General features: G+C 66.7%; 27 protein-coding genes. 17 read left to right on the top strand and 10 right to left on the bottom strand.

The features are described 5' to 3' along the window. Nucleotides 1–126 precede the first annotated feature (126 nt). Both ASF34_RS00810 and ASF34_RS00805 read left to right on the top strand, forming a co-directional pair. On the top strand, nt 127–318 hold the full coding sequence (locus ASF34_RS00810; protein WP_056157641.1) for a type II toxin-antitoxin system ParD family antitoxin: 192 nt from the start codon (nt 127–129) through the stop codon (nt 316–318). Continuing rightward, nucleotides 318–2,825, top strand: a complete 2,508-nt coding sequence (locus ASF34_RS00805) for a PAS domain-containing protein (RefSeq protein ID WP_056157638.1) — start codon at nt 318–320, stop codon at nt 2,823–2,825. Before ASF34_RS00810 ends, ASF34_RS00805 begins: the two co-directional genes overlap by 1 nt. 160 nt (nt 2,826–2,985) lie before the next feature. Here the strand turns inward: ASF34_RS00805 and ASF34_RS00800 are convergent, their stop codons facing one another. From ASF34_RS00800 to ASF34_RS22540, 3 genes are all read right to left on the bottom strand, one after another. Continuing rightward, nucleotides 2,986–3,858, bottom strand: a complete 873-nt coding sequence (locus ASF34_RS00800; protein WP_043764308.1) for a tetratricopeptide repeat protein — start codon at nt 3,856–3,858, stop codon at nt 2,986–2,988. A gap of 580 nt (nt 3,859–4,438) precedes the next feature. Next, nucleotides 4,439–4,726 (bottom strand): hypothetical protein, encoded by a 288-nt coding sequence (locus ASF34_RS00795; RefSeq protein ID WP_056144612.1) that lies wholly within the window; start codon nt 4,724–4,726, stop codon nt 4,439–4,441. A 273-nt stretch (nt 4,727–4,999) separates the two neighbouring features. Further along, complete coding sequence (locus tag ASF34_RS22540) at nt 5,000–5,227, bottom strand: hypothetical protein (protein ID WP_156465563.1); 228 nt, start codon at nt 5,225–5,227, stop codon at nt 5,000–5,002. 959 nt (nt 5,228–6,186) lie between these two features. Between ASF34_RS22540 and ASF34_RS00790 the strand changes: the two genes are divergently transcribed. Continuing rightward, on the top strand, nt 6,187–6,939 hold the full coding sequence (locus ASF34_RS00790; protein WP_210166708.1) for a helix-turn-helix domain-containing protein: 753 nt from the start codon (nt 6,187–6,189) through the stop codon (nt 6,937–6,939). 7 nt (nt 6,940–6,946) lie between these two features. Here ASF34_RS00790 and ASF34_RS00785 read toward each other — a convergent pair whose 3' ends face one another. The 3 genes from ASF34_RS00785 to ASF34_RS00775 form a co-directional block, all read right to left on the bottom strand. Next, a complete protein-coding gene (locus ASF34_RS00785) occupies nt 6,947–8,050 on the bottom strand; it encodes a 5-(carboxyamino)imidazole ribonucleotide synthase (RefSeq protein ID WP_443136513.1) in 1,104 nt (367 codons plus the stop codon). After that, nucleotides 8,047–8,544: a 5-(carboxyamino)imidazole ribonucleotide mutase gene (gene purE, locus ASF34_RS00780; RefSeq protein WP_018042996.1), complete on the bottom strand. Its 498-nt coding sequence runs from the start codon at nt 8,542–8,544 to the stop codon at nt 8,047–8,049. The genes ASF34_RS00785 and purE overlap by 4 nt, the downstream gene beginning before the upstream one ends. A 183-nt stretch (nt 8,545–8,727) precedes the next feature. Then, the gene (locus ASF34_RS00775) at nt 8,728–8,946 is read right to left on the bottom strand and encodes a YdcH family protein (protein WP_018042997.1); all 219 of its coding nucleotides are present in this window, start codon (nt 8,944–8,946) and stop codon (nt 8,728–8,730) included. A gap of 221 nt (nt 8,947–9,167) precedes the next feature. Here ASF34_RS00775 and ASF34_RS00770 point away from each other — a divergent pair, with 221 nt between their 5' ends. The 4 genes from ASF34_RS00770 (at nt 9,168) to ASF34_RS00755 (ending at nt 13,134) form a co-directional block, all read left to right on the top strand. Next, a complete protein-coding gene (locus ASF34_RS00770) occupies nt 9,168–9,350 on the top strand; it encodes a YdcH family protein (RefSeq protein WP_018042998.1) in 183 nt (60 codons plus the stop codon). 180 nt (nt 9,351–9,530) lie between these two features. Beyond that, entirely contained in the window at nt 9,531–11,474 is a 1,944-nt protein-coding gene (locus ASF34_RS00765) for a propionyl-CoA synthetase (RefSeq protein ID WP_056157632.1), read from the top strand. Between the two features lie 164 nt (nt 11,475–11,638). Beyond that, complete coding sequence (locus tag ASF34_RS00760; RefSeq protein ID WP_056157630.1) at nt 11,639–12,757, top strand: NADH:flavin oxidoreductase/NADH oxidase; 1,119 nt, start codon at nt 11,639–11,641, stop codon at nt 12,755–12,757. Between the two features lie 20 nt (nt 12,758–12,777). Then, nucleotides 12,778–13,134, top strand: a complete 357-nt coding sequence (locus ASF34_RS00755; protein WP_018043001.1) for a hypothetical protein — start codon at nt 12,778–12,780, stop codon at nt 13,132–13,134. A 10-nt stretch (nt 13,135–13,144) separates the two neighbouring features. On the opposite strand, the gene ASF34_RS00750 is transcribed toward ASF34_RS00755, so the two are convergent. Continuing rightward, nucleotides 13,145–13,906 (bottom strand): phosphodiester glycosidase family protein, encoded by a 762-nt coding sequence (locus ASF34_RS00750; protein ID WP_156465562.1) that lies wholly within the window; start codon nt 13,904–13,906, stop codon nt 13,145–13,147. A 224-nt stretch (nt 13,907–14,130) separates the two neighbouring features. Between ASF34_RS00750 and ASF34_RS00745 the strand changes: the two genes are divergently transcribed. Next, nucleotides 14,131–14,643 (top strand): hypothetical protein, encoded by a 513-nt coding sequence (locus ASF34_RS00745; RefSeq protein ID WP_056157627.1) that lies wholly within the window; start codon nt 14,131–14,133, stop codon nt 14,641–14,643. Nucleotides 14,644–14,717: 74 nt separating this feature from the next. On the opposite strand, the gene ASF34_RS00740 is transcribed toward ASF34_RS00745, so the two are convergent. Beyond that, nucleotides 14,718–15,122 carry a DUF4174 domain-containing protein gene (locus ASF34_RS00740; RefSeq protein WP_056157624.1) on the bottom strand — a complete coding sequence of 135 codons (405 nt, stop codon included), beginning with the start codon at nt 15,120–15,122 and terminating at the stop codon, nt 14,718–14,720. Nucleotides 15,123–15,301: 179 nt separating this feature from the next. On the opposite strand from ASF34_RS00740, the gene ASF34_RS00735 reads away from it, so the two are divergent. Then, nucleotides 15,302–16,318, top strand: coding sequence for an NADP-dependent oxidoreductase (locus tag ASF34_RS00735; protein ID WP_056157622.1), 1,017 nt, complete (start codon nt 15,302–15,304; stop codon nt 16,316–16,318). 181 nt (nt 16,319–16,499) lie between these two features. After that, nucleotides 16,500–17,069, top strand: a complete 570-nt coding sequence (gene ssb / locus ASF34_RS00730; protein ID WP_056157616.1) for a single-stranded DNA-binding protein — start codon at nt 16,500–16,502, stop codon at nt 17,067–17,069. 251 nt (nt 17,070–17,320) lie between these two features. Here ssb and ASF34_RS00725 read toward each other — a convergent pair whose 3' ends face one another. Then, nucleotides 17,321–18,013, bottom strand: coding sequence for an HAD-IA family hydrolase (locus ASF34_RS00725; protein WP_018043007.1), 693 nt, complete (start codon nt 18,011–18,013; stop codon nt 17,321–17,323). 127 nt (nt 18,014–18,140) lie between these two features. Between ASF34_RS00725 and ASF34_RS00720 the strand changes: the two genes are divergently transcribed. The 7 genes from ASF34_RS00720 (at nt 18,141) to ASF34_RS00690 (ending at nt 25,363) form a co-directional block, all read left to right on the top strand. Further along, the gene (locus tag ASF34_RS00720) at nt 18,141–18,515 is read left to right on the top strand and encodes a YciI family protein (RefSeq protein ID WP_056157613.1); all 375 of its coding nucleotides are present in this window, start codon (nt 18,141–18,143) and stop codon (nt 18,513–18,515) included. A gap of 359 nt (nt 18,516–18,874) precedes the next feature. Next, nucleotides 18,875–21,631 (top strand): DNA gyrase subunit A, encoded by a 2,757-nt coding sequence (gene gyrA / locus ASF34_RS00715; RefSeq protein WP_056157610.1) that lies wholly within the window; start codon nt 18,875–18,877, stop codon nt 21,629–21,631. Nucleotides 21,632–22,077: 446 nt separating this feature from the next. Then, the gene (gene coaD / locus ASF34_RS00710; protein WP_056157607.1) at nt 22,078–22,578 is read left to right on the top strand and encodes a pantetheine-phosphate adenylyltransferase; all 501 of its coding nucleotides are present in this window, start codon (nt 22,078–22,080) and stop codon (nt 22,576–22,578) included. Between the two features lie 44 nt (nt 22,579–22,622). After that, entirely contained in the window at nt 22,623–23,189 is a 567-nt protein-coding gene (locus ASF34_RS00705) for a peptidylprolyl isomerase (RefSeq protein ID WP_018043011.1), read from the top strand. Nucleotides 23,190–23,212: 23 nt separating this feature from the next. Continuing rightward, complete coding sequence (locus ASF34_RS00700; protein ID WP_156465561.1) at nt 23,213–23,686, top strand: hypothetical protein; 474 nt, start codon at nt 23,213–23,215, stop codon at nt 23,684–23,686. Nucleotides 23,687–23,690: 4 nt separating this feature from the next. Beyond that, complete coding sequence (locus ASF34_RS00695) at nt 23,691–24,149, top strand: peptidylprolyl isomerase (RefSeq protein WP_018043013.1); 459 nt, start codon at nt 23,691–23,693, stop codon at nt 24,147–24,149. Between the two features lie 125 nt (nt 24,150–24,274). Continuing rightward, the gene (locus tag ASF34_RS00690; protein ID WP_056157604.1) at nt 24,275–25,363 is read left to right on the top strand and encodes a nucleotidyltransferase family protein; all 1,089 of its coding nucleotides are present in this window, start codon (nt 24,275–24,277) and stop codon (nt 25,361–25,363) included. Nucleotides 25,364–25,366: 3 nt separating this feature from the next. Here ASF34_RS00690 and mobA read toward each other — a convergent pair whose 3' ends face one another. Further along, nucleotides 25,367–25,981: a molybdenum cofactor guanylyltransferase MobA gene (gene mobA, locus ASF34_RS00685; protein WP_200913183.1), complete on the bottom strand. Its 615-nt coding sequence runs from the start codon at nt 25,979–25,981 to the stop codon at nt 25,367–25,369. Between the last annotated feature and the right edge of the window lie 4 nt (nt 25,982–25,985).

The following is a 25,985-nucleotide window of genomic DNA, read 5'->3' as shown; positions in this document are numbered from 1 at the left end:
AATCGCGCGGATGTCAGGCCGGCCGCTTTCGGATCGGGGGCGTTGCCGACGGTTCACGCGGATGCCCGGCGGAACTCAGGGCTGCCAACTTTTGACAGCTCCGGGGGCCTATGACACCGTCCGGCCATGTCGAATACGCCGACCCGCAACATCGCCCTGACCCATGAGCTGGAGAGCTACATCAAGGGTCAGGTCGCGAGTGGGCATTATGCGAATGCCAGCGAAGTCGTCCGCGCCGGTCTCCGCCTTTTGATCGAGCGTGACCACAAGGTGCCTCGCTCCCGCGGCCATCGCTCCGTTAAAGCGGCGGACCGATGATGACCACCTCAATCGCCGTTCCGTCCGCCCAGAACGACTTCCAGGCGGATATCATTGCGGTCGAGGGCATCGCCGCGGTTCAGACCATCCTGAACGTGGTCTGTCGGACGACGGGCATGGGCTTTGCCGCCGTCGCCAGGGTGACGGACGACCGCTGGGTCGCCTGCAGCGTCAAGGACGACATCGCCTTCGGTCTGGTGCCCGGCGGCGAGCTGCCGGTCGCCACCACGATCTGCGACGCGATCCGCTCGTCCGGGACGGGCGTGGTCATCGATCACGTGTCCGAGGACCCGGCGTTCCAGGCGCATCCGACCCCGGAGATGTACGGCTTCCAGAGCTACATCTCGATGCCGATCAACCTGCCGGACGGCAGCTTCTTCGGCACCCTCTGCGCCATCGACCCTCGTCCGGCCCGGCTGAACACGCCGGAGATCATCGGCATGTTCAGGATGTTCGCCGACCTCATCGGCTTCCATCTCGACGCGCACAGGCGCCTCGCCGACCGGGAGGCGCTCCAGCGCAGCGACGCCTTCGTCAGAGGCATCCTCAGGGCGAGCCCGGATTGCGTGAAGGTGCTCTCCGCCGACGGCACGCTGGAATTCATGAGTGCGCGGGGCCTGGAACTGAACCGGATCGGATCGCTCCAGGACGTGGTCGGGCAGGAATATGCCGGGCTCTGGCCGGAAGGCGAGCGCACGAAGCTGCGCGATGCCGTCCGGCGGGCGGCCGCCGGAGAAGTCTCACGCATCGAGGGGCAGGCCCAGACCGTCGGCGACGACCTCCGCTGGTGGGAGGTGAGCTTCGCGCCGTTCCAGCCCGACGAGGGCGGTGCCCTCAAGCTCGTCGGCATCTCCCGCGACATCACCGAGCGCTACCGGGCCGAGACTGCGCGACAAGCCGGGGCGGAGGCGCTGCAGGCCCTGAACGACGACCTGGAGCGGCAGGTCGCGGAGCGGACGGCGGAGCTTCGTCTCTCGCGCGACATCCTCCAATCCAGCGCCGCGCCCATCTGCGCCTTCGACACCGCGTACCGGCTCATCGCGTTCAACCAAGCCCATAGCGACGAGTTCTTCCGCATCTTCGCCCACCGCGTGCAGGTCGGCGAGGTGTTCCCCGACCTCTTCCCGGCGGACCAGGCCCCGGTCATGCGCGGCCTGATGGAGCGCGCCCTCCGAGGCGAGACGTTCACCGTCACCGAGGAGTTCGGCGACCCCGACCTGGCGAAGCCCTATTGGGAGGTGTCCTACTCGCCGTTGCGCGACGAGGGAGGACGCATCGTCGGGGCGTTCCACTACGCCAAGGACATCTCGGAGCGGCTGCGCGCCGAGGCCGAGCTCGCCAGCACGCAGGAGGCGCTGCGCCAGTCGCAGAAGATGGAGGCCGTCGGGCAGCTGACCGGCGGCGTGGCGCACGATTTCAACAACCTCCTGACCATCATCCGCTCCTCCGTCGATTTCCTGCGCCGGCCGGAGCTGCCCGAAGAGCGCAAGCGGCGCTACCTCGACGCGGTGTCCGATACGGTCGACCGCGCCGCGAAGCTGACCGGGCAGCTCCTCGCCTTCGCCCGCCGCCAGGCCCTCAAGCCCGAGGTCTTCGAGGTCGGCGAGCGCCTGCGCGCCGTCTCCGAGATGATCGACACCGTGACGGGGGCCCGCATCCGCCTGACGGTCGAGACGCCGGACGAGCCCTGCTTCGTCAAGGCGGATCTGAGCCAGTTCGAGACCGCCCTCGTCAACATGGCGGTGAATGCCCGCGATGCGATGAACGGGGAGGGGACCCTGACCCTGACTTTGGTGCAGCAGGAGAAGCTGCCGCCGATCCGTGGGCATGCGGTCGCTCCCGGAGCCTTCGCGGCGATCTCGCTGACCGATACGGGCACCGGAATCGCGCCTGAGCAATTGGGCCGCATCTTCGAGCCGTTCTTCACCACCAAGGAGGTGGGCAAGGGAACCGGCCTCGGCCTCAGCCAGGTGTTCGGTTTCGCCAAGCAGTCCGGCGGCGATGTCGACGTGTCGACCAGGCTCGGGCACGGTACGACGTTCACGCTCTACCTGCCCGCGATCGTGATCGAGCAGAACGGCGCGGACCGGGAGATGCTTCAACCGGAGCCGGGCTCGCCGATGGGGATGGGCCAGCGCATCCTGGTGGTCGAGGACAATATCGAGGTCGGCCGCTTCGCCACGCAGATCCTGGAAGATCTCGGTTACCGGACCACCTGGGCCGTCAACGCCGAGGAAGCTCTGGAGCAGCTCGGGACGGACGGCAACGGATACGATGCGGTGTTCTCGGACGTGGTGATGCCGGGCATCGGCGGCATCGCCCTGGCCCAGCGATTGCGCGAGCGTCTGCCGAGCCTGCCGGTGCTTCTCGCGTCCGGGTACAGCCACGTCCTGGCGCAGGATGGCGCGGAGGGCTTCGAACTCCTGCACAAGCCATACTCGGCCGAACAGCTCGGGCGCATTCTGAGGCAACTGACGACGAAGCGGACGAACCGGCTCGTCGGCTGATCGGCGGGGCGTTTCGTCCGTCGCTGGCGGCTCCGACGCGGCGCTCGATCGTCGCGAGGTCGGACGAGGCCCGACGGCCCGGATCCGTCTGGACGACGGCGCGAGCGTCGCCGATGCGGCGACGCCCTTCGTGAAGCCGCGGCGTAACCTTAGCGACGGATCAGTTGAACAGCGATCCGACACCGCCCGAGACGCGTCCCAGCCCCTGCTTGGCCACGGGGTTGCCCGGTTCGAGCTGGGCGGCGCGCTGATAGCTCTCCATCGCCTCCTTCTTGCGGTTCGTCTTCTCGTAGGCGAGGCCGCGATAGGCCCAGGAGCTGGCGTCCTTGTTGTTGACGTTGAGGGCCGCGTTGTAATCCTCGATCGCCTTGTCGAACTGGTTCGTGGCGATGAGGCTCTGGCCCCGCGCGGCGTAGGGCGCCGCCACGAAGGGATTGCGGTCGATGGCGGCATCGAAATCGCCGATGGCCTGGGTGTTCTGGCCCTGGCGCTGACGCACGAGGCCGCGCGCATGGTAGGCCTCGGCCGATTCCGGCGTCAGGCGGATCGCCTGGTTGAGATCCGACATCGCACCGTCGAGATCGCCCTGGGCACGCAGCACGTTGGCGCGACCGATATAGGCGGGACCGTAGTTGGAATCGGCCGAGATGGCCTTCGAGAAGTCGGCGAGTGCCCCATCGTTGCGGCCGGTCTGGCGGTAGGCCAGCGCCCGGTTGTAGTAGGCGGAGGCCGAATTCGGATCGATCTGGACGGCCTTCGTGAAATCGCCGATGGCGTCGTTGAACTGGCCCGAGCGGGCATAGGCCGCGCCGCGGGTGACGTAGGCGCCGGCATCGTTGGGATTACGCTGGATCACCTCGGTGAGCGAGGCGATGTTGACGCTGGTGGCACCCGTGGCGTCGCTCTCGACCACGGCGAACTGGCGCGTCGCCGAAGCCCCGCCACCGCCATAGGTCTCACACCCGGCCAAAGCCGCCGCGATCGCTACGGCCCCGACCAGACCCGCCTTCGCACGCGGCACTACAAACGTCATTGCCCCTCTCCCCTCGGGATCGCCATGCCCCCCGAGGCACGCTCCCGTCCGCTGCAATCGATCATCCCATCCACCATGGCGCCTCGAAGCGCCTCGGATGCCGGACAGGACGACGAGTGCCGGCACAGTCTCGCATCGCGGTGAACACGCGCTTAAAACCCGCCGGCTCACCCGCTGAAGCGGCGCGATGTGGCGAAGGTAAGGCTCGCTTCCGCGCGGGGTCGCGAAGGCCGTCCGGCAGGTCACGGCGAGGACAGACTGTGTCCGACAAGACGCAGTTTCGACGCCCTACACGATGACCCTGGAGGTTATCCCGCCATGGCTCGACCGGCCGTCTCGGACAGACGCCCGGCGTCCGGATCGAAGATTCGCGAGCCCGGCCGACGAGGCGACGCCTCTGGCTCGAACACCCAAGGGTGAGGGAACCCAGCGGGCTCCGCCCGGCGCAATGCATCCATTGAGCGGATTGGCGATGGACGACGAGTCAACGGAACGGGGCCGGGCAAGGCCAGCGAATCCTTGCGGCCCTTGCCCTTGCCCGCCCCGGATCAGCACGCCGGCCCGATACAACCGGCTCGCCCTATCGCGTCTTTATTTCCTGCTGGATATCGGTGAGCGCACGCTCCGAATGTTCGGCCAGAATACTTTTGACCGATACCGGCGTCGCGGCCCATGCCACCGCCGCCAAGAACACCATCGCCGCAACCGCGTAGGCAAACGTTTCCATGATCCCGAGCCAGCCCAACAGCAACGGGACGAGGCTGATGACGAAGGCTGCTCCAACATTCTTCGATATGTAGAGTATCGATACGAAACAAATGAGTCCCAGAGCTATTGGTTTGGCGAATGCGACGATTGTCCGTTCCACGGCGAGGTCCCTCGAATAACATATTTTACTGGCGAACTCATCTGATATGAGCCCTGAAACCCAGCCTTCAGCGGCCACAACGCGACAATACGAGATGTTCCGTTAAATGTCCGTGAAATAAATTGTATTCACTTAATAATCTAAAGATTCACCAAAGATAACGCCAAGCGTCTCCGACATCGACACTAGTATGTATGTACTAGTGTCCCTGACGTGACCGGCATACGAATCACCTTCGACAGACGAATAAGGTGGCCCAAGGTCGAGAGTGTCCTAGTAATGGCCTGATTGTCTCAATGTCTCGATCTGACCGATCAGATCCATGACTTCTTCAGGCGGTTGATTGACGTTGCTGGATATCGGTTTCACAGTACCTGCGGCCCCGGAATGTCCGGCATATCTGATCCGTGAGCCGGAACCGGACGCAGTTACATCAATCAGAAGAGACGTATTGACGTAAATTTCTTGACCAGATCCCTTCGTGAGCTTGATCCAAGCCATGGAACTTCTCCTGTTCATGCTGCTATTTCAAGTTGAACTTTGTTTCGTCGCCAGTCTCACTGATGGCGCGACGACGATGCTCGATCAGTATTTGTCCATGTCACGTGGATCGACATCTCAACAATGACGATCGCGGAAGGCAACTCGGCGACTGAACGACCGATGTCTTGCAGCATTCCCCACCATCTCGCGAGAGGTGAAACGAACTATACGGCGCAAGACTCGCTTGGTGACTTCGATAGCAGATCAATAATAGAAGACTGTTATACATTACAACCAGAGTTACCATTCTCGATAAAAATAGTCACGTTGTTAGTACATCCCGCAATTTCATAACGTTATATAGCAATAAGTCTTGTTATAGAAAGAAAAATACCGTTCTATTATAAGAAACATACCACTTGATATGATCACAGCATTTAGGAAACATTGGAAGAAATACTTATTAATTTCAATCATCATAGATAGCGCAACGTGCGGGCTGCACCAATGGAAATACCCGCATCGAGCGGATTGGGTCAACGTTCAGAAATTGTCTCTCCGTCCCAAAATCATGGCTCCGGATGCAGCGGCGCGACAGGCCGCTCCATACTTACGCAGTCTACCACAAGACTTCATCAGTGAACCAAAAACGCCATCGAATGTTGTTGGGTCGGCTGACGATTACGATCGTGACGTCGGCACGACGTGATGCGCCCCTCCACGCGTGCGTCGGGCGCTGGCCATGAGTTCCCCTCGAACGAGACCAGGAGTAGTGCGTGTTTCCCCCCGCGAAGGTGCTCACGGTTGTCGAAACGACGAAGCACGTCGAGCCTGTTCGAGCCTTCGAATTCTGGCGAAACACCGCGTTGAAGAATCTCGGCATCGTGGACCGGCCGAACCCCCACGAAGCATTTTCCGCCAACCGGTTGGCCGCCCTTTCAGCGCACACGACGTTGCTTCTCACGGAGAGCAGCCCGGTGAGCGTCGAGGGCGATCTACGCCATATCCGGCGGGCCGGCCGCGACGAGGTCGTCGTCAGCTTCTTCCTGTCGGGGCATGGCTACTTGGAACAGGGCAGTTGCGGTCATGTGGTCGGTGTGGGGGATATCGGCTTCATCAGGCTCGACCGCCCCTTTGCCGTGGGAGGTCTGTCGCCGTATCGGGAGCTCCGTTTCAGCGTCCCTCGCGTGAATTTCGAGGCACGGGTCGGGAACGCCGACGCCCTGACCGGCCGTCGCATCCGCGCGAGTCCCTCCACCGAGTTGCTGACGACCTACATGCACGACGTCGCGCGATCTGCCACGGGGATGTCGGAGGCCGAAGCCGGGCTCGCGGTCGAGGGCGCGCTTCACATCGTGCGCGCGCTCGTCGGAGCTCGGGACGATGGGGATCGGGCTTCGTCCGAGGTACTCCGGTCTCTCGCGCGCGTGCACATCGAACGGCATTCGCATGACGCGTCGTATGGGCCTCGAGCGATGGCCGCGGCGCTCAACGTCTCCCGCTCGAAACTCTATCGTGCCTTCGCCGACGGCGAAGGGATCGCCGCCGAGATCCGCGATGCCCGGCTGGACCGCATCCATCGCTGGCTGACATCGGCCTCCAACGACCGCACGCCCATCAACGTCCTGATGCATGCCTGCGGCTTCACCGATGCACCCGGCTTCAGCAAGGCTTTCAAGCGGCGGTTCGGCATGTCGGCGAAGGACGTCCGCGCCCTCCGGCAGGGTTGAGCCGTCCTCACGAAGCCGGGATCACCCGCGTGACATGGCCCATCTTGCGGCCCGGCCGGGCGTCGCCCTTGCCGTAGAGGTGGAGATGCGCGCCGGGTTCGGCGAGGAGAGACGGCCAGGCGTCGATATCGTCGCCGATCAGGTTCCGCATCTCCACGGAAGCGCCGGCGACGCGCGAAGCATCGCCAAGGGGCCAGCCGCAGACGGCGCGCACATGTTGGGCGAATTGCGACGTCACCGCGCCCTCGATGGTCCAGTGACCGGAATTGTGCACCCGCGGCGCGATCTCGTTGACGATCAGGTGCTCGCCGGCCCCGTCGCGCACCAGGAACATCTCGACGGCGAGGATCCCGACATAATCCAGCGCCTCGGCGATCCGGCGGGCGATCTCCACCGCAATCCGGGCGGTCTCCTCCGACAGGTTCGGGGCGGGCACGCGGGTGAGGGCCAGGATATGATCGCGGTGCTCGTTCTCGCACAGGTCGAAGGCCGCGAAGCTCCCGTCGGGGGACCGCGCCGCCACCACCGAAACCTCGCGCTCGAACGGCACGAACCCTTCGAGGATCAGCGGCGCGCCACCGAACTCGGCGAAGATCGCGTTCCGGTCGCCCTCTTCGGCGGTGCGGATGATGCGCTGGCCCTTGCCGTCATAGCCGAAGCGGCGGGTCTTCAGCACGGCCGGCAGGCCGATCGCCTCCAGCGCACGAGCGAGGTCGTCCGGCGTGTCCACCTGCCGGAACGGCGCGGTGGCGATGCCGAGGCCGTTGATGAAGCTCTTTTCGGAGAGCCTGTCCTGCGTGGTGGACAATGCGTCGGCGCTAGGACGAAGGGGCGCGTGGCGCGCCAGCAGGTCGGCGGTCTCGCGCGGGATGTTCTCGAACTCGTAGGTCACGGCATCGACGCTCGCCGCGAAGCGGGCGAGCGCCTCGGCATCGTCATAGGCGGCGCAGGTCGTCTCGGCCGCGACATCGAAGGCCGGGCTCGCCGCATCGGGAGCGTAGACATGGACCTTGAGGCCGTAATTGGCCGCGGCCAGCGCGATCATACGGCCGAGCTGGCCGCCGCCGACGATGCCGAGGGTGGAACCGGGCGCGAGGGACATGTCGGTCACGGAATCTGTGTCTCCGGCCTCTCGGCCACGGATGCGGTCTGCGCGGCCCGCCACGCATCGAGGCGCTCGGCGAGGGCGGTGTCGGTCAGCGCCAGGACGGCGGTGGCGAGGAGGGCCGCGTTGACGGCTCCGGCCCGGCCGATGGCGAGGGTGCCCACGGGAATGCCGGCCGGCATCTGCACGATGGAGAGCAGGCTGTCCTGGCCGGACAGGGCTTTCGATTCCACCGGAACGCCGAAGACCGGCAGCGGGGTCATGGATGCGGTCATGCCGGGCAGATGCGCGGCCCCGCCAGCGCCGGCGATCACGACCTTGTAGCCCGCCTGCTTCGCACCCTTGGCGAAGGCGACGAGGCGATCCGGCGTGCGATGGGCGGAGACGATGAACGCCTCGTGCGGCACGCCGAGGGCGTCGAGGGTGTCGGCGGCGTGCTGCATGGTCGCCCAGTCCGACTGGCTTCCCATGATGATCGCGACCGGGGGCGCTCCCGCCATCGTCGTCACTTCCTTCCCGAGACGATCGCGGTCGCCTGGTCTGCTTGGCCGGGTTCAGGCCATGTCTTCGTGGCGGCGCGATCCCGGGACGCGATCCTGCACCCGGACCGTGCCGCATACGCGGGCGGGCGACCGCCCGCAAGACGGTGCCCGGGCCAATCCTGTGACCAAGGCAAACCGAAGCTAGGCGATGATGTCGGGCGTGATCTGGTCTTCCAGATAGGAAATCCGGTCCCGCAGGCCGAGCTTGCGCCGCTTGAGGCGCTGGATCTGCAGCTGGTCGCCGGCGACGCTCAGTTCCAATGCGTCGATGGCCCCGTCGAGGTCGCGGTGCTCCTGGCGGAGCCGCGCCAGTTCCTCGACGAATTCCGCCGTCCCGTTATCCTCGAACTCGCCCGCCATCGCACCTGCAGCCTCGACACGCACCGTCCCGAAACCATGCGGCACAGGCGCTCTTGCGGCAAGACGATGCCCGCAATTGGCTCTGGAAGACGCTTCTTCCACCGGGGGGGCTCCGGCGATCGTGATTAACCAATGTTGCCCCCAGGGCCGATTTCGGTTTCGACAGCCGGCTCATACTGTGCCAATCTGCCTGAGTCGGAACGAGACAGGAGAAACGACTCATGTCGCTGCAGACGCATCTGAGCCAGCTCGCCCTCAAGCACGAAGCCCTCGAGCGGGAAATCCACTCCGCGATTCAAAGCCCTTCCGAGAACGATCTACGGATCGCGGAATTGAAGCGACGCAAACTTCACCTGAAGGACGAGATCAATCGGCTGCGTGCCGAAACGGACTCGGTGCATTAGCCTGTTCCACATCATTCCCCTTTCTTGATTGACCTTCGCCGCCGCGTTGCCCAGCGCGGCGGTTTTCGTTTGTGCCGTCACCCCTTGTATCTTCGTCCCTTGTATCGTCATGGGCAGGTTGGGCTACATTCCCCCGCAGATGCCGGCATCCTCAGACCGGCCGCCCGGGGACGAACCGCCATGCAGGCTGCTGCGACACCTCCCGATTCGACCGAAGGGACGGACGCCTACCGCCCGATCCATGCGGCGTCCCTCGCCGATCCCGAAGGGTTCTGGCTGAAGGCCGCCGCCGCCCTCGACTGGGAGACCGCTCCCTCCCGCGCCTTCGACCCGGAGGCCGGCGCGTATGGACGCTGGTTCCCCGACGCGACGCTGAACGCCTGCCACAATGCCGTAGACCGCCACGTGGCGATGGGGCGGGGCGAGCAGGCGGCGATCCTGTACGATTCGCCCGTCACGGGCACGAAGCGGACGATCAGCTACGCGGCCTTGCGCGACGAAGTGGCGATGCTCGCCGGCATCCTCTCGCTGCTCGGCGTGGAGAAGGGCGACCGGGTCGTCATCTACATGCCGATGATTCCCGAAGCCCTGTTCGGGATGCTGGCCTGCGCGCGCCTCGGCGCGGTCCATTCCGTGGTGTTCGGCGGGTTCGCCGCCAACGAACTCGCCATACGCATCACGGACGCCGCCCCGAAGGTGGTGCTGGCCGCCTCCTGCGGCATCGAGCCGAGCCGGATCGTGCCGTACAAGCCGCTCCTCGACGCGGCCATCGCGGCCTCGCCGCACAAGCCGGACGCCTGCCTCATCCTCCAGCGCCCGCAGGCCGAGGCGGGCCTGGTGGAGGGGCGGGACCGCGACTGGGCCGAGACCGTGGCCCGGGCGAAGGCCGCCGGGATCAGCGCCGATTGCGTCCCCGTCGCGGCCACCGACCCGCTCTACATCCTCTATACCTCGGGCACGACGGGCAAGCCGAAGGGCGTGGTGCGCGATACCGGCGGCTACTGCGTCGCGCTGTCGTGGTCGATGCCCAACCTCTACGACGTGAAGCCCGGCGAGGTGTATTTCTGCGCCTCCGACATCGGCTGGGTGGTGGGCCATTCCTACATCGTCTACGCGCCGCTGCTGCACGGCTGCACCACCGTCCTCTACGAAGGCAAGCCGGTGGGGACACCCGATGCCGGGGCGCTCTGGCGGGTGGCCGCGGAATACGGCGTCGCCTGCCTGTTCACGGCGCCCACGGCCCTGCGCGCGATCAAGAAGGACGACCCGCGCGCCGAACTCGTCGCCTCCTACGACCTCTCCGGCTTCCGCTCCCTCTTCCTCGCCGGCGAGCGGGCCGACCCGGATTCCGTGGCCTGGGCCGAGCGGGCGCTGGACCGGCCGGTGATCGACCATTGGTGGCAGACAGAGACCGGCTGGGCCATCGCCGGCAATCCGGTGGGCATCGGCATGCTGCCGGTGAAGCATGGCAGTGCCTGCGTGCCGATGCCGGGCTACGACCTCGCGGTGCTCGACGAGGCCGGCAAGCCGCTGCCGCCCGACACGATGGGCACCATCGCCCTGCGGCTCCCGCTGCCGCCCGGCTGCCTGCCGACCCTGTGGGGTTCGGACGAGCGTTTCCGCCAGAGCTACCTCACCACCTATCCCGGCTGGTACGACACCTCGGATGCCGGGATCGTCGACGCGGACGGCTACGTCACGGTGCTGGGGCGCACCGACGACATCATCAACGTCGCCGGGCACCGGCTCTCCACCGGGGGCATGGAGGCGGTTCTGGCCGCCCATCCCGATGTCGCCGAATGCGCCGTCATCGGCATCCGCGACGCGCTGAAGGGCGAACAGCCCTGCGGCTTCGTGGTGCTGAAATCCGGCGTCTCCCGCGACACCGCCGAGATCGAGCGCGAACTCGTCGCCTCCATCCGCGAGCGCATCGGCCCCGTGGCGGCGTTCAAGCTCGCGCTCACCGTGGCACGGCTGCCCAAAACCCGCTCGGGCAAGATCCTGCGCGGCACCATGAAGAAGATCGCCGACGGCGAAGCCTGGACCACCCCGCCCACCATCGACGACGCCGCCGTGCTGGACGAGATCGGCGAGAGCTTGAAGGGGAGGGGGATCGGGGGGTGAGCGTTCCCTCCCTCGACCGGTGCAGCTCCAGCGGAACCCGATCCGGGGGCCAGCTATAAAGAGATGCGTAGCGCCATGGAAACGCGGATACGGAGCCGTCCATCCCTGGCGCGGGCGACTCAGGTGCTCCATCTAGGCTGTCAGCCGAAGACCGGAGCCCGCACATGACCGCACGCCTGTTCGAGCCCCTGTCCCTCGATGGCCTGACGCTGCCCAACCGCATCATCGTCGCCCCCATGTGCCAGTATTCGGCCCATGCGGGACAGGCGGGCGACTGGCACCTGATGCATCTGGGGCAGCTCGCCATGTCGGGCGCGGGCCTGCTGACACTGGAGGCCACCGCGATCTCGCCGGAGGCGCGGATCTCGCCCACCGATCTCGGCCTCTACTCGGACGAGACCGAACTGGCGCTGGGCCGGGTGCTCGATGCGGTGCGGCTCCGTGCGCCGATCCCCATCGCGATCCAGATCAACCATGCCGGCCGCAAGGCCTCGAGCCGCGCCCCCTGGGATGGCGGCTCGCAGATCGAGCCGGAGATGCCGGACGGCTGGCGCACCGAGGCGCCGTCGGCCATCGCCCATGGCGAGGGTGAGGTGCCGCCCCACGCCCTCGATTCGGAGGGGTTGAAGCGCATCCGCGACGGGTTCGTGGAGACGGCGAGGCGCGCCCTGCGCATCGGGATCGACGGGTTCGAACTCCACGGCGCCCATGGCTACCTGCTGCACCAGTTCCTCTCGCCGCTCTCCAACCAGCGCACGGACGATTACGGCGGCAGCCTCGCGAACCGGATGCGCTTTCCGCTGGAATGTTTCGAGGCGGTGCGCGAAGTCGTGCCGGCGGGCAAGCCGGTCTGGATGCGGGTCTCGGCCACCGACTGGGTCGAGGGCGGCTGGACGCTCGATGAGACCGTGGAACTGGCCCATGCGCTCAAGCGGCGCGGATCGGCGGCGATCCATGTCTCCACCGGGGGCCTGTCCACCCGCCAGGAGATCCCGCTCTCGCCCGGCTATCAGGTTCCCTTCGCCGAGCGGGTGAAGGCCGAGACCGGGCTCACCACCATCGCGGTCGGTCTCATCACCGAGGCGGCCCATGCGGAATCGATCCTGGCCGAGGGCAAGGCCGACGCGGTCTCGCTCGCCCGCGCCATGCTGTACGATCCGCGCTGGCCGTGGCATGCGGCGGCCGAGCTCGGCGCCCAGGTGAGTGCGCCCAAGCAGTACTGGCGCTGCCAGCCGCGCCAGTTCAAGACCCTGTTCCGCGATACCCAGTTCGGGCAACGCTGACCCGATTTCAGGCAAAGACAATGGACGACGACATCACGACGATCACGGTGCAGCGCGTCCGCTACGACGAGGAGAACGGCATCAGCCTGATCTCCGGCGCGGATGACGAGGAGGAACCCGCCGGCTATTTCATCATCCAGATCGAGAAGGGCGACCCGGACGGGCCGCTCATCGAGATCTTCGGCGAGGATCTCACCCAGTCCGACGGGGTGACGGCCCTGGAGATCGGCGTGCGCCACCTGCTCTTCAGCTTCGAGCCGACGAGCCTCATCGGGGCGGAGATGCCGATGGTGCGGATCGAATCGATGACGGAGATCGCCGAACTCGCCAAGGCGCGGCTCAGGGTCGCCTTCGGCAAGCGGGCACGGCTGGCCTGATCCGCCCGCCCTACTTCGCCACCGCCCCCACCAGCGGCCCCAACGGCCGGCTGATGTCCGACCGGTTGATACCCGGCGCGTAGAGGCTGGAGACGCTGCCGTCGAGGAACAGGGCGTTGGCGCAGCCGAGCGTGTCCTTGAACAGCCGCGCGAAGGAACCGAAGGTCACGGGGCGCTCGGAAATGGCGAAGATGGCGGTGCGGCCGTCGTCGCGGACGCCGACGCCGTTGCGGATCTTCTGGCTCGGCCCGTCGGTGGAGATCTTCGGGTGGATCTTGCCGTCGATCACCAGCATCGGCCCCGATTGGGTGGCGAAATCCGGCTTGATCTTCTGGCGCAGGTAGCGGGCCGTGTCGGCGACGCCGGCGCGCTCGCCTTTCACGTAGAAGATGCCATTGGGCTTGAGGTGGAAGTTGCCCGGCCCGTTGGCGGTGGAGACGCCCTTCATCTCGCGGCCCTCCTCCACATAGAGGCCCACCGGCGCCTGGCTCTTGTCGTACATGCCGCCATTCATGGCGAAGCTGAGCTTGGGGCCGATCTTTTCCCCCAGCGTCGAGAGCGACGAATAGGGCAGACCGTTGGCGCCGAGCCAGAACACCCGCACCCGCTCGCGGCGCAGATCCACCATGCAGACCGTGAAGGTCTCGCCCTCGGACTGTACCGCCTTGCACGGCGACGCGACGGCGGGCGCGGCCCGCGCGGGCTGGGGAGCGAGACCCGCAGCGAACGCGAACAGCATGGCTCCGGCAAATGCGCGTCGCAGTGACATCATCGTTGAATCCCGAGGCGGAGCCATCTTCCGCCCTCCCGTGCGGACGAGGTGGCGCGCGGTGTCCTCGCCCGAAACGGGAGGCGTTTTCAAGGCGTGCCGACCGCCGCTCTCACCGACCTGTGATCGGCCCAACGCGTGCGGGACAAAATGTGCCATGAACCGTTCATGGATCCTGGGTGTTCTATAACCACTGGGGACAAGAACCTGTCTTTGGAGACAAGACGATGAAACGCATTGTTCTGGCAGCGACCGCGATGGTCGGCGCTCTGGCGATGATCCCGGCGACGGCGGAAGCCCGCGGCGGCTGGGGTGGACACGGTGGCTTCGGCCACGGTGGCGGATTTGGCCATGGCGGCTTCGGGCGCGGTGGTTTCGCCCATGGCGGCTTTGGCCGTGGGGGCTTCGGTCACGGCGGCTTCGGCGGCTATCGCGGCGGCTTCCGGAGCGCAGGCTTCGGCTATCGCGGTGGCTGGGGTGGACATCGCGGCTACGGCTGGCGCGGCGGTTACGGCCGCGGCTACGGTTACGGCCTCGGCGGTCTCGGCCTCGGTGTCGGCCTCGGCCTCGCCGCCGGCGGACTCTATGGCGGCTACGGTGGCTATGGCGGATACCCGGCCTATGGCTACGGCTATGCTCCTGCCGCCTACGGCGGATACGGTGGTGAATGCTACACCGTCCCGCGCACCCGCTGGACTCCCTACGGACCCCGCCGGATCCTGGTCGAGCGCTGCTACTGAGCGGTTCCGCTCGGGAAGATCAATCTGGAAAGGGGTCGCCTCGGCGGCCCCTTTTTCGTTACGTCTGGCCGCGTTCACCGCCGGCCCTTCTCATCCCTCCGCATCGGCATGGCATCGATCGTCGAGAACAGGCGGGTCGACGGGATCGGTACGGCCTCGGTGAGCTTCGCCTCGCCGTCCTTGCCCACCAGCACGACGCGGAAATCCCCCGCGTCGATTCCGAACCGACGACGGATGCGGTCCGCCTCGGCACCGGTCCCGATCGCTTCCACCAGAAGGAGGTCGCGCTCGGCGTAATCCGCCCGTCTCGCCCGCGCCTCGCGCCTTTGTGCCTCGATGCGCGGATCTCCGCCTTCCGGGGCCACGATGACGAGCACCCGCGACTTCCAGCGATGGGCGGCGAGGGGGTCGTCGGCCGAAGCCGGCGCTGCGAAGCCGGACATCGCGGCGATGGCGGCGAGGGGGAGCATGCGGGTCATCGAGACGGTCCTATCGGGACGGAGCGGGGGAGAAATCCTTGCGCATCAACGCCGCTCGGCGCAGGCGGTGCCTCGGCCTCGTTGCTGGAACACCGGCGCCCGATCGGCCTTGTCGAGATGTCCCCTGAGACTGGAACGCCCGTCCAGAAGATCCTTCAACCCAACCGGAGCGTCAGATCATGGTCGCTATGAACCGCAGCATCGTCCTCGCCTCCCGCCCGCACGGAGAGCCGACGGCCGCGCATTTCCGGCTCGAGGAGAACCGCACCCCGACGCCGGGGGAGGGGGAAGTGCTGCTGCGCAATCGCATCCTCTCCCTCGATCCCTACATGCGCGGGCGGATGAGCGCGGCGAAATCCTATGCCGAGCCCGTCGCCATCGGCGCACCCATGGTCGGAGCCACCGTGTCGGAGGTCGCAGCCTCGCGGCATCCGGATTTTCAAGAGGGCGACGTGGTGACCGCTTTCGGGGGCTGGCAGGACTTTGCCGTCTCCGATGGCCGTGGCCTGCGCAAGCTCGATCCCGAGGCGGCGCCGGTCAGCACGGCGCTCGGCGTCCTCGGAATGCCGGGCATGACCGCCTATACCGGCCTTCTCACCATCGGCCAGCCGAAGGCGGGGGAGACCGTGGTGGTCGCCGCCGCTGCCGGGCCGGTAGGCTCCCTCGTCGGCCAGATCGCCAAGCTGAAGGGCGCGCGCGCCGTCGGCATCGCGGGCGGTTCTGAGAAATGCGCCTACCTCACCGACGTGCTCGGCTTCGACGCGGCGGTCGATCACCGCACCGACGACCTGCCCGGCGCGCTGGCTGCCGCCTGCCCCGACGGAATCGACGTGTATTTCGAGAATGTCGGCGGCGCGGTCTTCGACGCCGTACTGCCGCTCCTCAACGACTTCGCCCGCATCCCGGTCTGCGGCCTCGTCTCGGGCTACAACCTCACCGAATTGCCTTCGGGGCCGGACCGCAGCCCCGTCATCATGCGAGCCATCCTGACCAAGCGCCTGACCCTGCGCGGTTTCATCGTGTGGGATTTCGCCGACCAGGAAGAGGAGTTCCTGAGCGAGGTCGGAACCTGGCTGCGGGATGGACGCATCCAGCACCGGGAAGACATCGTCGACGGACTGGAGGCGGCGCCGGAGGCCTTCATCGGGCTGCTGAAGGGCCGGAATTTCGGCAAGATGCTGGCGCGGATCGCGTGACGGCCAAGCGCGCGATCCTTGCGCGCCCAAACGAACAAAGATAGAACATTGGCCTGTGATCGGTGGGGACAAATTCGCCCTCCCGATTGCGGGTCGCCTGTCCGAAGTTCATGAAGGGCGAGCGGGATGGAGGGCGTGTGAGGCCCTTTCCGTCAGTGAGATCGATCGAGAGGAGAGAGGCATGGCCGGCAGCGTCAACAAGGTGATTTTGGTGGGCAATCTCGGGCGCGACCCCGAGACCCGGCGCCTCGCCTCCGGCGATCCCGTGGTCAACCTGCGCATCGCCACGTCCGAATCCTGGAAGGACAAGGCCTCGGGCGAGCGCAAGGAGAAGACCGAGTGGCACTCGGTGGTGATCTATAACGAGAACCTCGCCCGCGTGGCCGAGCAGTACCTGCGCAAGGGCTCGAAGGTCTATATCGAGGGCCAGCTCCAGACCCGGAAATGGGCGGACCAGTCCGGCGTCGAGAAATACACCACCGAGGTGGTTCTCCAGCGCTTCCGTGGTGAACTCACGCTCCTCGACGGTCGCAGCGGCGGCGGCGGAGAAATGGGCGCCGACGACGAGGGCGGCGGCCAGATCAGCCGTGGCGGCGATTACGGCGGCGGCCGTGGCGGGGATCGCGGGGGAGACCGGGGCGGCGATCGCGGCGGCGAATACGGCGGCGGCCGTTCCTCGGGCGGTGAGCGTCGGCCGGCGGCGGCTTCGTCGAAGCCCAATTACGACCTCGACGACGATATCCCGTTCTAGGGATCTGCCGCTCCCGTCATCGGCATCCGACAGACGGGAAGCATTGTGTATCGGCCTCCACCAAGTCCGCTCACGGCTACGATAGTCACATATCTCGCGGACAGCGCGGGGCCCCTCTCCTGGAAGGAGAGGGCGTGCCGTTGCGCCTCATATCGCCCCCTCGTGAACCGAGGAACAGACGTCGAGCAGATGGGTGACTCCAGCAGCCGCTCATGGAGAGGACGGACGGGCTCCCTAATAGAGAACAGGCATCAGGCGTCGGGTTGCGACGGCGCGAGCCGCGCCATCGCCGATGCGACCTCCAGCAGGGTCTCCCCGGTCAGGTCCGGCGGCTCAAGTGCAGGTGAATACGGCACACCCCGAGCGACGTAGCCTGTCTTGAGGCCGGCGATCCTGGCGCCGTGGAGGTCCCAGGGGTGGGTTGCGATCATCGCCATGTCACCCGGAGAGAGGGCGGCGGCCCGCGTGGCGTGGCAATAGACCTCGGCGCGCGGCTTCGACAGCTTCACCTCCTCCACGGACAGAACCCGCTCCACGAGCCCTTCCATGCCTGCCGCGCGGAGCAGTCCCGTCGTGGTGGCGGCCGCGCCGTTGCTCAGGGCGAAAACCCGGATGCCGGAATCGGCCAGAACCTCGAATGCCGCCTTGGCGTCCTCGTGCGGCGGAAGAGCCTTCATCATGCCGAGTACCGCATTCCTGTCCTCCGGCGAGGCGGAGAGGCCGTGCATGGCGAGCACCTCGTCCAGGCACCCCGACAGCACGGACTGGAACGGCGCGAAGGTGCCTGTCGCCGCCAGGGCGAACATGTCCCGCAGGCCGGCGGTGTAGAGGAAGTCCAGGGCGAGGGGCGGCAGGCCCATCGCCACCAGCGCGGGCCGCATCGGCTCCATGCTGAACACGGTGCCGATGATGTCGAAAGCGACGGCTTTCGGGCGATTGAGCATGACGATGCCCCTTTGGATGGATGCTGCGGGATCGATGATCTCGGGTAACCGGCCTCGCGCTCTGCCAGTTCACACGGACCGCATCGGCGTGCTTCCATGGGCTCGATCGAGCGGGGGAGGCGAATCGATGCGCGTCATGGTTCTGGTCAAGGCGACCGTGGACAGCGAGGCGTGGATCATGCCGTCCCTCGACCTGCTCACCGCCATGGGCGAGTTCAACATGGAACTCGCCAAGGCGGGCATCCTGCTCGCCGGAGAGGGCCTGCGCCCGTCCTCCAAGGGCAAGCGGGTCGCTTTCGACGGCGCCTCCCGCACCGTCAGCGACGGCCCCTTCGCCGCGACCGGAGAACTGGTCGCCGGCTTCTGGCTCTGGCAGGTTAAGGACATGGCGGAAGCGCTGGACTGGGTTAAGCGCTGTCCCAACCCGATGCCCGGCCCGAGCGAGATCGAGATTCGGCCGCTCTACGAGATGTCCGACTTTGCGGCCGCCGCGGCGGGGTGAGGGGCACGACGCTCCGACCCCATCATTCTAGGCCGCCTCGCGATACTCCGACATGGGCCCCGGATCGGGTTCCGCCGAGCCTCCACCCATCCGGGGAAGAGGCCGGGAAACAACCGGCGCTCATGCGCTGAAATCGGCGTCGCAAGCGCTTGCGACGCATGGGGTTTGTCGATGTCGTCGCGACATGTCCGGCGGTGGCGCAGCGGCACCGGATGGCGTATGAAGGACGTCCGAGCCAGGACGTGACGCGGCCGGCCTTTTCGAGGCCACGCGGAACGCCCCGCCCCCACTTTCAGTAGCGCCCGTCGCTCCACGCGGACCCGGCCCGCCGGGACCGTCACAGGCAGAGATCGAAGACCTTGGCAGAGAAAGACGATACCGGCGCCGGCGCGACGCCGCCCGCCTCGGACATCAAGCCCGTTTCCATCACCGACGAGATGCGCCGCTCCTATCTCGATTACGCCATGAGCGTGATCGTGAGCCGGGCGCTGCCCGATGCGCGGGACGGCCTGAAGCCGGTGCACCGGCGCATCCTCTACTCGGCCTATGAGAGCGGGCACCTGCCCGAGCGGAAATACGTCAAGTCGGCCCGCATCGTCGGCGACGTGATCGGTCTGTACCATCCGCATGGCGACCAATCGATCTACGACGCCTTGGTCCGCATGGCCCAGGACTTCTCGATGCGGCTCATGCTCATCGACGGGCAGGGCAATTTCGGCTCCGTGGACGGCGATCCGCCGGCGGCCATGCGCTACACCGAGTCGCGTCTGGCCAAGCCCGCCAACGCGCTGCTCGCCGACATCGACAAGAACACCGTCGACTTCCAGCCGAACTACGACGAGTCGCGCGAGGAGCCGAAGGTTCTGCCGGCGCGCTTCCCGAACCTCCTCGTCAACGGAGCGGGCGGCATCGCGGTGGGCATGGCCACCAACATCCCGCCGCACAATCTCGGCGAACTCATCGACGCCTGCATCGCCCTCATCGACGATCCGGGCCTCACCATCGAGCAGCTGACCGAATACGTCCCCGGCCCGGACTTCCCCACCGGCGGCTCGATCCTCGGCCGCGCCGGCGTGCGGCAGGCCTACGCCACGGGCCGCGGCTCGGTCATCATGCGGGCGAAGTCCCATGTGGAGGAGCTGCGCAAGGAGCGCGAGGCGCTGATCTTCACCGAGATCCCGTATCAGGTGAACAAGGCGACGCTCATGGAGAAGATCGCCGAGCTGGTGAAGGAGAAGCGCGTCGAGGGCATCTCCGACCTGCGCGACGAATCCGACCGCGACGGCATGCGCATCGTCATCGAGATCAAGCGCGATTCGATGGCCGACGTGGTGCTGAACCAGCTCTACCGCTTCACGCCGCTGCAATCCTCCTTCGGTTGCAACATGGTGGCGCTGAACGGCGGCCGCCCCGAATTGATGAACCTGAAGGACCTGCTCACGGCCTTCGTCGATTTTCGCGAGGAAGTCGTCTCGCGGCGGACCAAGTTCCTCCTCGGCAAGGCCCGCGAGCGCGCCCACGTGTTGTGCGGTCTCGCCATCGCGGTGGCCAATATCGACGAGGTCATCCGCCTCATCCGCACCTCGCCCGATCCGAACACCGCCCGCGAGGCGCTGATGGGCCGCCTCTGGCCGGCCCTCGACATCGCGCCGCTCATCGCCCTGGTGGACGATCCGCGCCACCGCGTGGACGAGAACGGCAATTACCGCCTGTCGGAAATCCAGGCCCGCGCCATCCTCGACCTGCGCCTGCAGCGACTCACGGCTCTGGGCCGCGACGAGATCGGCGACGAGCTCCAGAAGCTCGCCGACGAGATCGCTGACTACCTCGACATCCTGCGCTCGCGCCTGCGCATCATGACCATCGTCAAGGACGAGCTGCGCGAAGTCCGCGAGGCCTACGCGACGCCGCGCAAGACCATGATCCTCGACTGGGATTCCAACGTCGAGGACGAGGACCTAATCCAGCGCGAGGACATGGTCGTCACCGTGTCCCATGCCGGCTACGTCAAGCGCGTGCCGCTCTCGACCTATCGAGCCCAGCGCAGGGGCGGCAAGGGCCGCTCCGGCATGTCCACCCGCGACGAGGATTTCGTCACCCGCCTGTTCGTGGCCAGCACCCACACGCCGGTCCTGTTCTTCTCGAACCAGGGGCAGGTCTACAAGGAGAAGGTCTGGCGCCTGCCGATGGCGGCCCCCAACGCCCGCGGCAAGGCGCTGGTCAACATCCTCGCCATGGATGCGGGCACGGAGCGCATCACCACGATCATGCCGCTGCCCGAGGACGAAGCGTCCTGGGAGACGCTCGACGTCATGTTCGCCACCGCCAGCGGCGGCGTGAGGCGCAACAAGCTCTCGGACTTCGTGCAGGTGAACCGCGCCGGCAAGATCGCCATGAAGCTCGATGAGGGCGACCACATCGTCCACGTGGAGATCTGCCGCGCGGACCAGAACGTCCTGCTCACCACACAGGCCGGCCAGTGCATCCGCTTCCCGGTGGAAGATGTCCGCGTCTTCAAGGGCCGCGATTCCACCGGCGTGCGCGGTATCAGCCTGGCGCAGGACGACCGCGTCATCTCGATGACGATCCTCAACAGCTTCGACGCGACGCCCGAGGAGCGTGGCGCCTTCCTCAAGATGCAGCGGGCCGTGATCGGCGACACCGAGGGCGGCGATGCCGATTCCGAGGACATCGCCACCGATGCGCCGCTTCTCTCCCAGGAGCGCTACGCCGAAATGGGCGCGGCCCAGCAATTCGTGCTCACCCTCTCCGAGCGCGGCTTCGGCAAGCGCAGCTCGTCCTTCGAGTATCGGATCTCGGGTCGCGGCGGCAAAGGCATCACCGCGATGCGGGTCAACCCGCGCAACGGCAACCTCGTCGCGTCTTTCCCGGTCCAGCCCTCCGACCAGATCATGCTGGTGACCAATGCCGGACAACTCATCCGTGTGCCGGTGGACGATATCCGCATCGTCGGCCGCGCCTCGCAGGGTGTCACGGTGTTCAACACCGAGAAGACCGAGCGCGTGGTCTCGGTCGAGCATATCGAGGGTGAAGGCGAAGGTGATGACGATGCCGGAGAGGTGACGGCAATCGATCCCACGGGAGACGCCCCCTGAAAGAGGCCTTATTCCAACTGATCTGGAATCATTCGGAATCAGTCTGAAAACTTTCGACCCGAATGCCGGTCATGTCGCAAGACTTGGCCGGCATTCTCGTTTCGGTCACTGATCTTCGGTGTTGCAGCCAAGTCATATCCGGCGCCGCGGTGCACGGATAAGTTCGGCCCCAGAGAGATATCGCTCCATCGTCCGCGCCGGACCGAACGAGACGTTCGGCGCAGCGTGGAGTTGCGAAAAGGCTCTGACGTTCCGGCACGTCGCTTGGCGAATCCATAAGCCGGACGTCGTCGACCAGACTTCGAAGACCGAAACTTCGGGCGGGCGCTCCATCGGGGCATCCGCCCTTTTTCGTGCGCCGGTCCATTGCCGGGAGGATTCGCCATCGGGCCGGGATGGTCGCGGGCGGTTCCGTTTCGGGGCGAAATGCTCTACGCCCACCGGTGATGATCCGCACCGCGCTCTACGCTGGCTCTTTCGATCCGGTCACGAACGGACACCTCGACGTCATCCGTCAGGCATGCCGGCTCGTGCAGCACCTGGTGATCGCCATCGGCGTGCATCCGGGCAAGGCCCCCATGTTCTCGCCTGAGGAACGGGCGGATCTGCTGCAATCGACCTGCGCGCCCCTGGCGGAGGCCGAAGGCGCCAGCCTCGACATCGTCACCTTCGACGATCTGGCGGTGTCGGCCGCGCGGCGCTCGGGCGCCAGCATCTTCATCCGCGGCCTGCGCGACGGCACGGATCTCGACTACGAGATGCAGCTCGCCGGCATGAACGGCGCCATGGCGCCGGAGGTGCAGACCGTGTTCCTGCCCGCCTCCACCGGCGTTCGGCCGATCACCGCCACCCTGGTGCGCCAGATCGCGGCCATGGGCGGCGATGTCTCGCCCTTCGTTCCTCCCCTCGTGGCGGAACGGCTCGCCGCGCGCTTCGCGCAAGCCTGATCCCTTCCATCCACCTCCTTCAACGGACCGGAGACCGCCCCCTCATGACTCATCGGACCCTCCATCGGCGGACCGCCTTCCTGTCCCTGGCGCTTGCCGCCATGATCGGGTTCGCGCCCGTGGCACGGGCGGCGGACGACAACACGGTCTATCTCGACACCAAGGACGGCCGCGTCACCATCGAGCTGCGCCCCGATCTCGCGCCGCAGCACGTGGCCCAGCTGAAGACCCTCATCAAGAAGGGCTTCTATGACGGGCTGAAGTTCCATCGCGTCATGGACGGGTTCATGGCCCAGACCGGCGACCCGAAGGGCAACGGCACCGGCGGTTCCTCACTGCCGAACATCCCGGCCGAATTCTCCCAATCGCCGTTCCGGCGCGGCACGCTCGGCATGGCCCGCTCGTCGGATCCGAACTCGGCGAACTCGCAGTTCTTCATCTGCCTCGGCGACGCGCCGTTCCTGAACGGCCAGTATACCGTGATCGGACTGGTCTCCTCTGGGATGGAGGTCGTCGACAAGATCAAGAAGGCGGCGGCGGGCGCTCCGGGTGGCGCGGTCCAGAACCCGGACAAGATCGTGAAGATGCAGATGGCCCAAGGCGCCAAATGAGCGGAAGCGCGACAGTGAGGCGTATGACGCGCCTCGCGGTCGCTGGGTCGGCGGTCGCCATCCCGCTCGCGGCGGCTTTTGCATCGGCTGCCCTGGCGGGAGCCGGATTGCCGCTGACGCCGCTCGCGTCCCTGCGCTCCACGGTGCAGGCCCCGGAGGGCGGCATCGCCGCGAGTCCGGCCGACACGCTCCAGGAGCTCTACCCCCGACTCGCCGCCTGCTGGGAGGTGCCGCAAGGCCTCGCCGGCTTCCCGCGCACCGAGATCACCGCCCGTTGCGCGCTCCGCCGCGACGGGTCCGTCATCGGCGAGCCTCGCATCACCTTCTCGATGCAGAATGCCGATCAGCGCGGCAGGGACATCCTGACCCGCTCAACCCTCGACGCGATCCGGCGCTGCACGCCGGTCGCGATCACGCCGGCGCTCGGCGCCGCCATCGCGGGGCGCCCGATCGCCCTGCGGTTCATCTACCAAGGTCCCCAGGGACAAGGAGTCTGACCCCATGGCCGATACCGAAACCCTCATCCTCGAAACCACCAAGGGCCGCGTCGTCATCGGGCTGCGCCCGGATCTCGCCCCCAACCATGTCGAGCGTCTCAAGACGCTGGCGGGGCAGGGATTCTACGACGGCGTGCCGTTCCACCGCGTCATCGACGGGTTCATGGCCCAGACCGGCGACCCGACGGGCACCGGCTCGGGCGGTTCCGACCTGCCGGACCTGAAGGCCGAGTTCAACGACGAGCCGCATGTGCGCGGCACCTGCTCGATGGCCCGCACCAACTTCCCGCATTCGGCGAATTCGCAGTTCTTCCTCTGCTTCGGCGACGCCCGCTTCCTCGACAAGCAATACACCGTCTGGGGCAAGGTGACCGAAGGCATGGACGTGGTGGACAGCCTCAACAAGGGCGAGCCGCCCCGCTCGCCGGACAAGATCGTCAAGGCCACGGTCGGCACCGCCTGATCCGACAGCCTGTCCATGAAAAGGGCGTCCGCGCGTGACCCGCGCGGACGCCCTTTCACATTTGTGGGGCTCAGCCCCGTGCGTTACAGGAAAACGGCGATTTTCCTGTAACGCGGGTACGAGCCATGCCGTCCATCGATGCCACCGCGCAGACGGTCTTCGCCGATCTCAATCAGCGCTGCGCCGATGCGGAGTTCGACCGCGACTTTCCGGAGAACGGCAAGTTCATCAAGCGCACCATCAAGGCGCGCGAATACTGGTACTATCAGGGCTACGATGCCGCGACCGGCACGAAATCCAACCGCTATGTGGGCACGGTGGCGGATGCCGAGACCACGCGCCGGGTCGAGGCCCATGACCGCCAGCGGGTCGATTACCGCACCCGTATCGACGCGGTTCGGATGTTGCGGAGCGCCGGGTTTCCGACAGCGGACGCCCTGACGGGCCGGGTCCTCGAACGTCTGGCGCAGGCAGGCTTCTTTCGCCTGCGTGGGGTCCTGGTCGGCACGGTGGCGTTCCAGACCTATCCGGGCCTCGTCGGAGAGCGCCCGATGAGAGCGCTCAGGACCGGCGACATCGATCTCGCACAAGATTACGGCATCTCGGTCGCGATCGGAGAGAGCATGCCTCCCGTTCACGAGGAACTTCAGGCCGTGGATGCGAGCTTCCATCCGGTGCCGAACCTGTCGCGGCCGGACCGCACGAGCGCTTTCGCGAACGCCAACGGGTTTCGGGTCGAGTTTCTCGTCTCGAACCGCGGCTCGGACGATCTGACCGGGGCGCTCATCCCGATGCCGGCCCTCGGCGGTGTCAGCGCCCAGCCGCTTCGCTATCTCGATTTCCTCATCAGGGACCCGGTCCGCTCGACACTGCTCCATGCCGGCGGAATCTCGGTCACGGTGCCTGCTCCAGAGCGCTACGCCGTCCACAAGCTCATCGTGGCGAACGAGCGGACCGAGCGAGAGAAACAGGCGAAGGACCTGACTCAGGCGAGCTTCCTGATCGCGGCCCTGGCCCGGAACCAGCCCGTTGCCCTGGCAGCCTCCTGGGTCGAGGCGTGGAGCCGAGATCCCTCCTGGCGCCGTCACCTGGAAACAGGCGCCGCACGCCTCGACGAGACCGGGCGCATCGCCATCACGCAAGCCGTCTGCGCGCATGGGGAAATGCTGGGCTACGAGCCGACGCAGGTCGGGTTTCCGGCATCGTCTCCATAGCAGTCACCGATCGGCGTGAGGAAGCAGCGCCTCCGCCAGCGCCAGATCCTCCGGAGTGTTGATGTTGAGGAACGGATCGACCGGGTCCGCCGGCCAGTCCACCGCCACGGCACCGTGGCGGCGGAGGAATGCGCCGACGCGGCGCTCGCCGCGCTCGACGAGGGAGGCACGGAGATCGTCGCGCAGGGACACGGCCCAGAGCGCCACGGTGAAATGCTCACGCCCCGCCGATGAGGCCATGGCGATGGGCGCGCCGGACAGGCCGGTTCGAAGACGCTCCACCAGGTCGAGGGGCAGGAACGGCGCGTCGCCCGTGACGCTGGCGACATGCGTCGCCGAGGGGTGGCGCGCGGCGGCGTGATCGAGGGCGGCGAGGATTCCGGCGAGCGGCCCCGGATTGTCGGGCACCCCGTCCGGCACGACCGGGCCGGGGAATTCCGCGAACCGGGCCGGGTCGCCGTTGGCGTTGAGGACGATGCCGAGACCGCATTGCGGCGTGAACCGCTCCACCACCCGGTCGAGGAGGGTGCGGCCCGCCAGGAGTCTCAGCGGCTTGTCGCCGCCGCCCATCCGGCGGGACAGGCCGCCGGCCAGGATCACGCCGAGCACGGGCTCCATCGGG

It is taken from the genome of Methylobacterium sp. Leaf106 (assembly GCF_001422895.1).
Classification (GTDB): Bacteria; Pseudomonadota; Alphaproteobacteria; order Rhizobiales; family Beijerinckiaceae; genus Methylobacterium; species Methylobacterium bullatum.
The sequence above is the reverse complement of the archived record's forward strand: the minus strand, read 5'-3'. Positions and strand labels throughout refer to the sequence as shown.

Coding starts and splice junctions, on each gene's coding strand:
- ASF34_RS00765 (WP_056157632.1), top strand. CDS start 9,531: ATGCAGGCTGCTGCGACACCTCCCGATTCGACCGAAGGGACGGACGCC.
- ASF34_RS00760 (WP_056157630.1), top strand. CDS start 11,639: ATGACCGCACGCCTGTTCGAGCCCCTGTCCCTCGATGGCCTGACGCTG.
- ASF34_RS00725 (WP_018043007.1), bottom strand. CDS start 18,013: ATGCTCAATCGCCCGAAAGCCGTCGCTTTCGACATCATCGGCACCGTG.
- ASF34_RS00690 (WP_056157604.1), top strand. CDS start 24,275: ATGCCGTCCATCGATGCCACCGCGCAGACGGTCTTCGCCGATCTCAAT.
- ASF34_RS00770 (WP_018042998.1), top strand. CDS start 9,168: ATGTCGCTGCAGACGCATCTGAGCCAGCTCGCCCTCAAGCACGAAGCC.
- ASF34_RS00720 (WP_056157613.1), top strand. CDS start 18,141: ATGCGCGTCATGGTTCTGGTCAAGGCGACCGTGGACAGCGAGGCGTGG.
- ASF34_RS00735 (WP_056157622.1), top strand. CDS start 15,302: ATGGTCGCTATGAACCGCAGCATCGTCCTCGCCTCCCGCCCGCACGGA.
- ASF34_RS00740 (WP_056157624.1), bottom strand. CDS start 15,122: ATGACCCGCATGCTCCCCCTCGCCGCCATCGCCGCGATGTCCGGCTTC.
- ASF34_RS00745 (WP_056157627.1), top strand. CDS start 14,131: ATGAAACGCATTGTTCTGGCAGCGACCGCGATGGTCGGCGCTCTGGCG.
- coaD (WP_056157607.1), top strand. CDS start 22,078: ATGATCCGCACCGCGCTCTACGCTGGCTCTTTCGATCCGGTCACGAAC.
- ssb (WP_056157616.1), top strand. CDS start 16,500: ATGGCCGGCAGCGTCAACAAGGTGATTTTGGTGGGCAATCTCGGGCGC.
- ASF34_RS22540 (WP_156465563.1), bottom strand. CDS start 5,227: ATGGCTTGGATCAAGCTCACGAAGGGATCTGGTCAAGAAATTTACGTC.
- mobA (WP_200913183.1), bottom strand. CDS start 25,981: ATGGAGCCCGTGCTCGGCGTGATCCTGGCCGGCGGCCTGTCCCGCCGG.
- ASF34_RS00810 (WP_056157641.1), top strand. CDS start 127: ATGTCGAATACGCCGACCCGCAACATCGCCCTGACCCATGAGCTGGAG.
- ASF34_RS00695 (WP_018043013.1), top strand. CDS start 23,691: ATGGCCGATACCGAAACCCTCATCCTCGAAACCACCAAGGGCCGCGTC.
- purE (WP_018042996.1), bottom strand. CDS start 8,544: ATGGCGGGAGCGCCCCCGGTCGCGATCATCATGGGAAGCCAGTCGGAC.
- ASF34_RS00800 (WP_043764308.1), bottom strand. CDS start 3,858: ATGACGTTTGTAGTGCCGCGTGCGAAGGCGGGTCTGGTCGGGGCCGTA.
- ASF34_RS00705 (WP_018043011.1), top strand. CDS start 22,623: ATGACTCATCGGACCCTCCATCGGCGGACCGCCTTCCTGTCCCTGGCG.
- ASF34_RS00755 (WP_018043001.1), top strand. CDS start 12,778: ATGGACGACGACATCACGACGATCACGGTGCAGCGCGTCCGCTACGAC.
- ASF34_RS00750 (WP_156465562.1), bottom strand. CDS start 13,906: ATGATGTCACTGCGACGCGCATTTGCCGGAGCCATGCTGTTCGCGTTC.
- ASF34_RS00805 (WP_056157638.1), top strand. CDS start 318: ATGACCACCTCAATCGCCGTTCCGTCCGCCCAGAACGACTTCCAGGCG.
- ASF34_RS00700 (WP_156465561.1), top strand. CDS start 23,213: ATGACGCGCCTCGCGGTCGCTGGGTCGGCGGTCGCCATCCCGCTCGCG.
- ASF34_RS00775 (WP_018042997.1), bottom strand. CDS start 8,946: ATGGCGGGCGAGTTCGAGGATAACGGGACGGCGGAATTCGTCGAGGAA.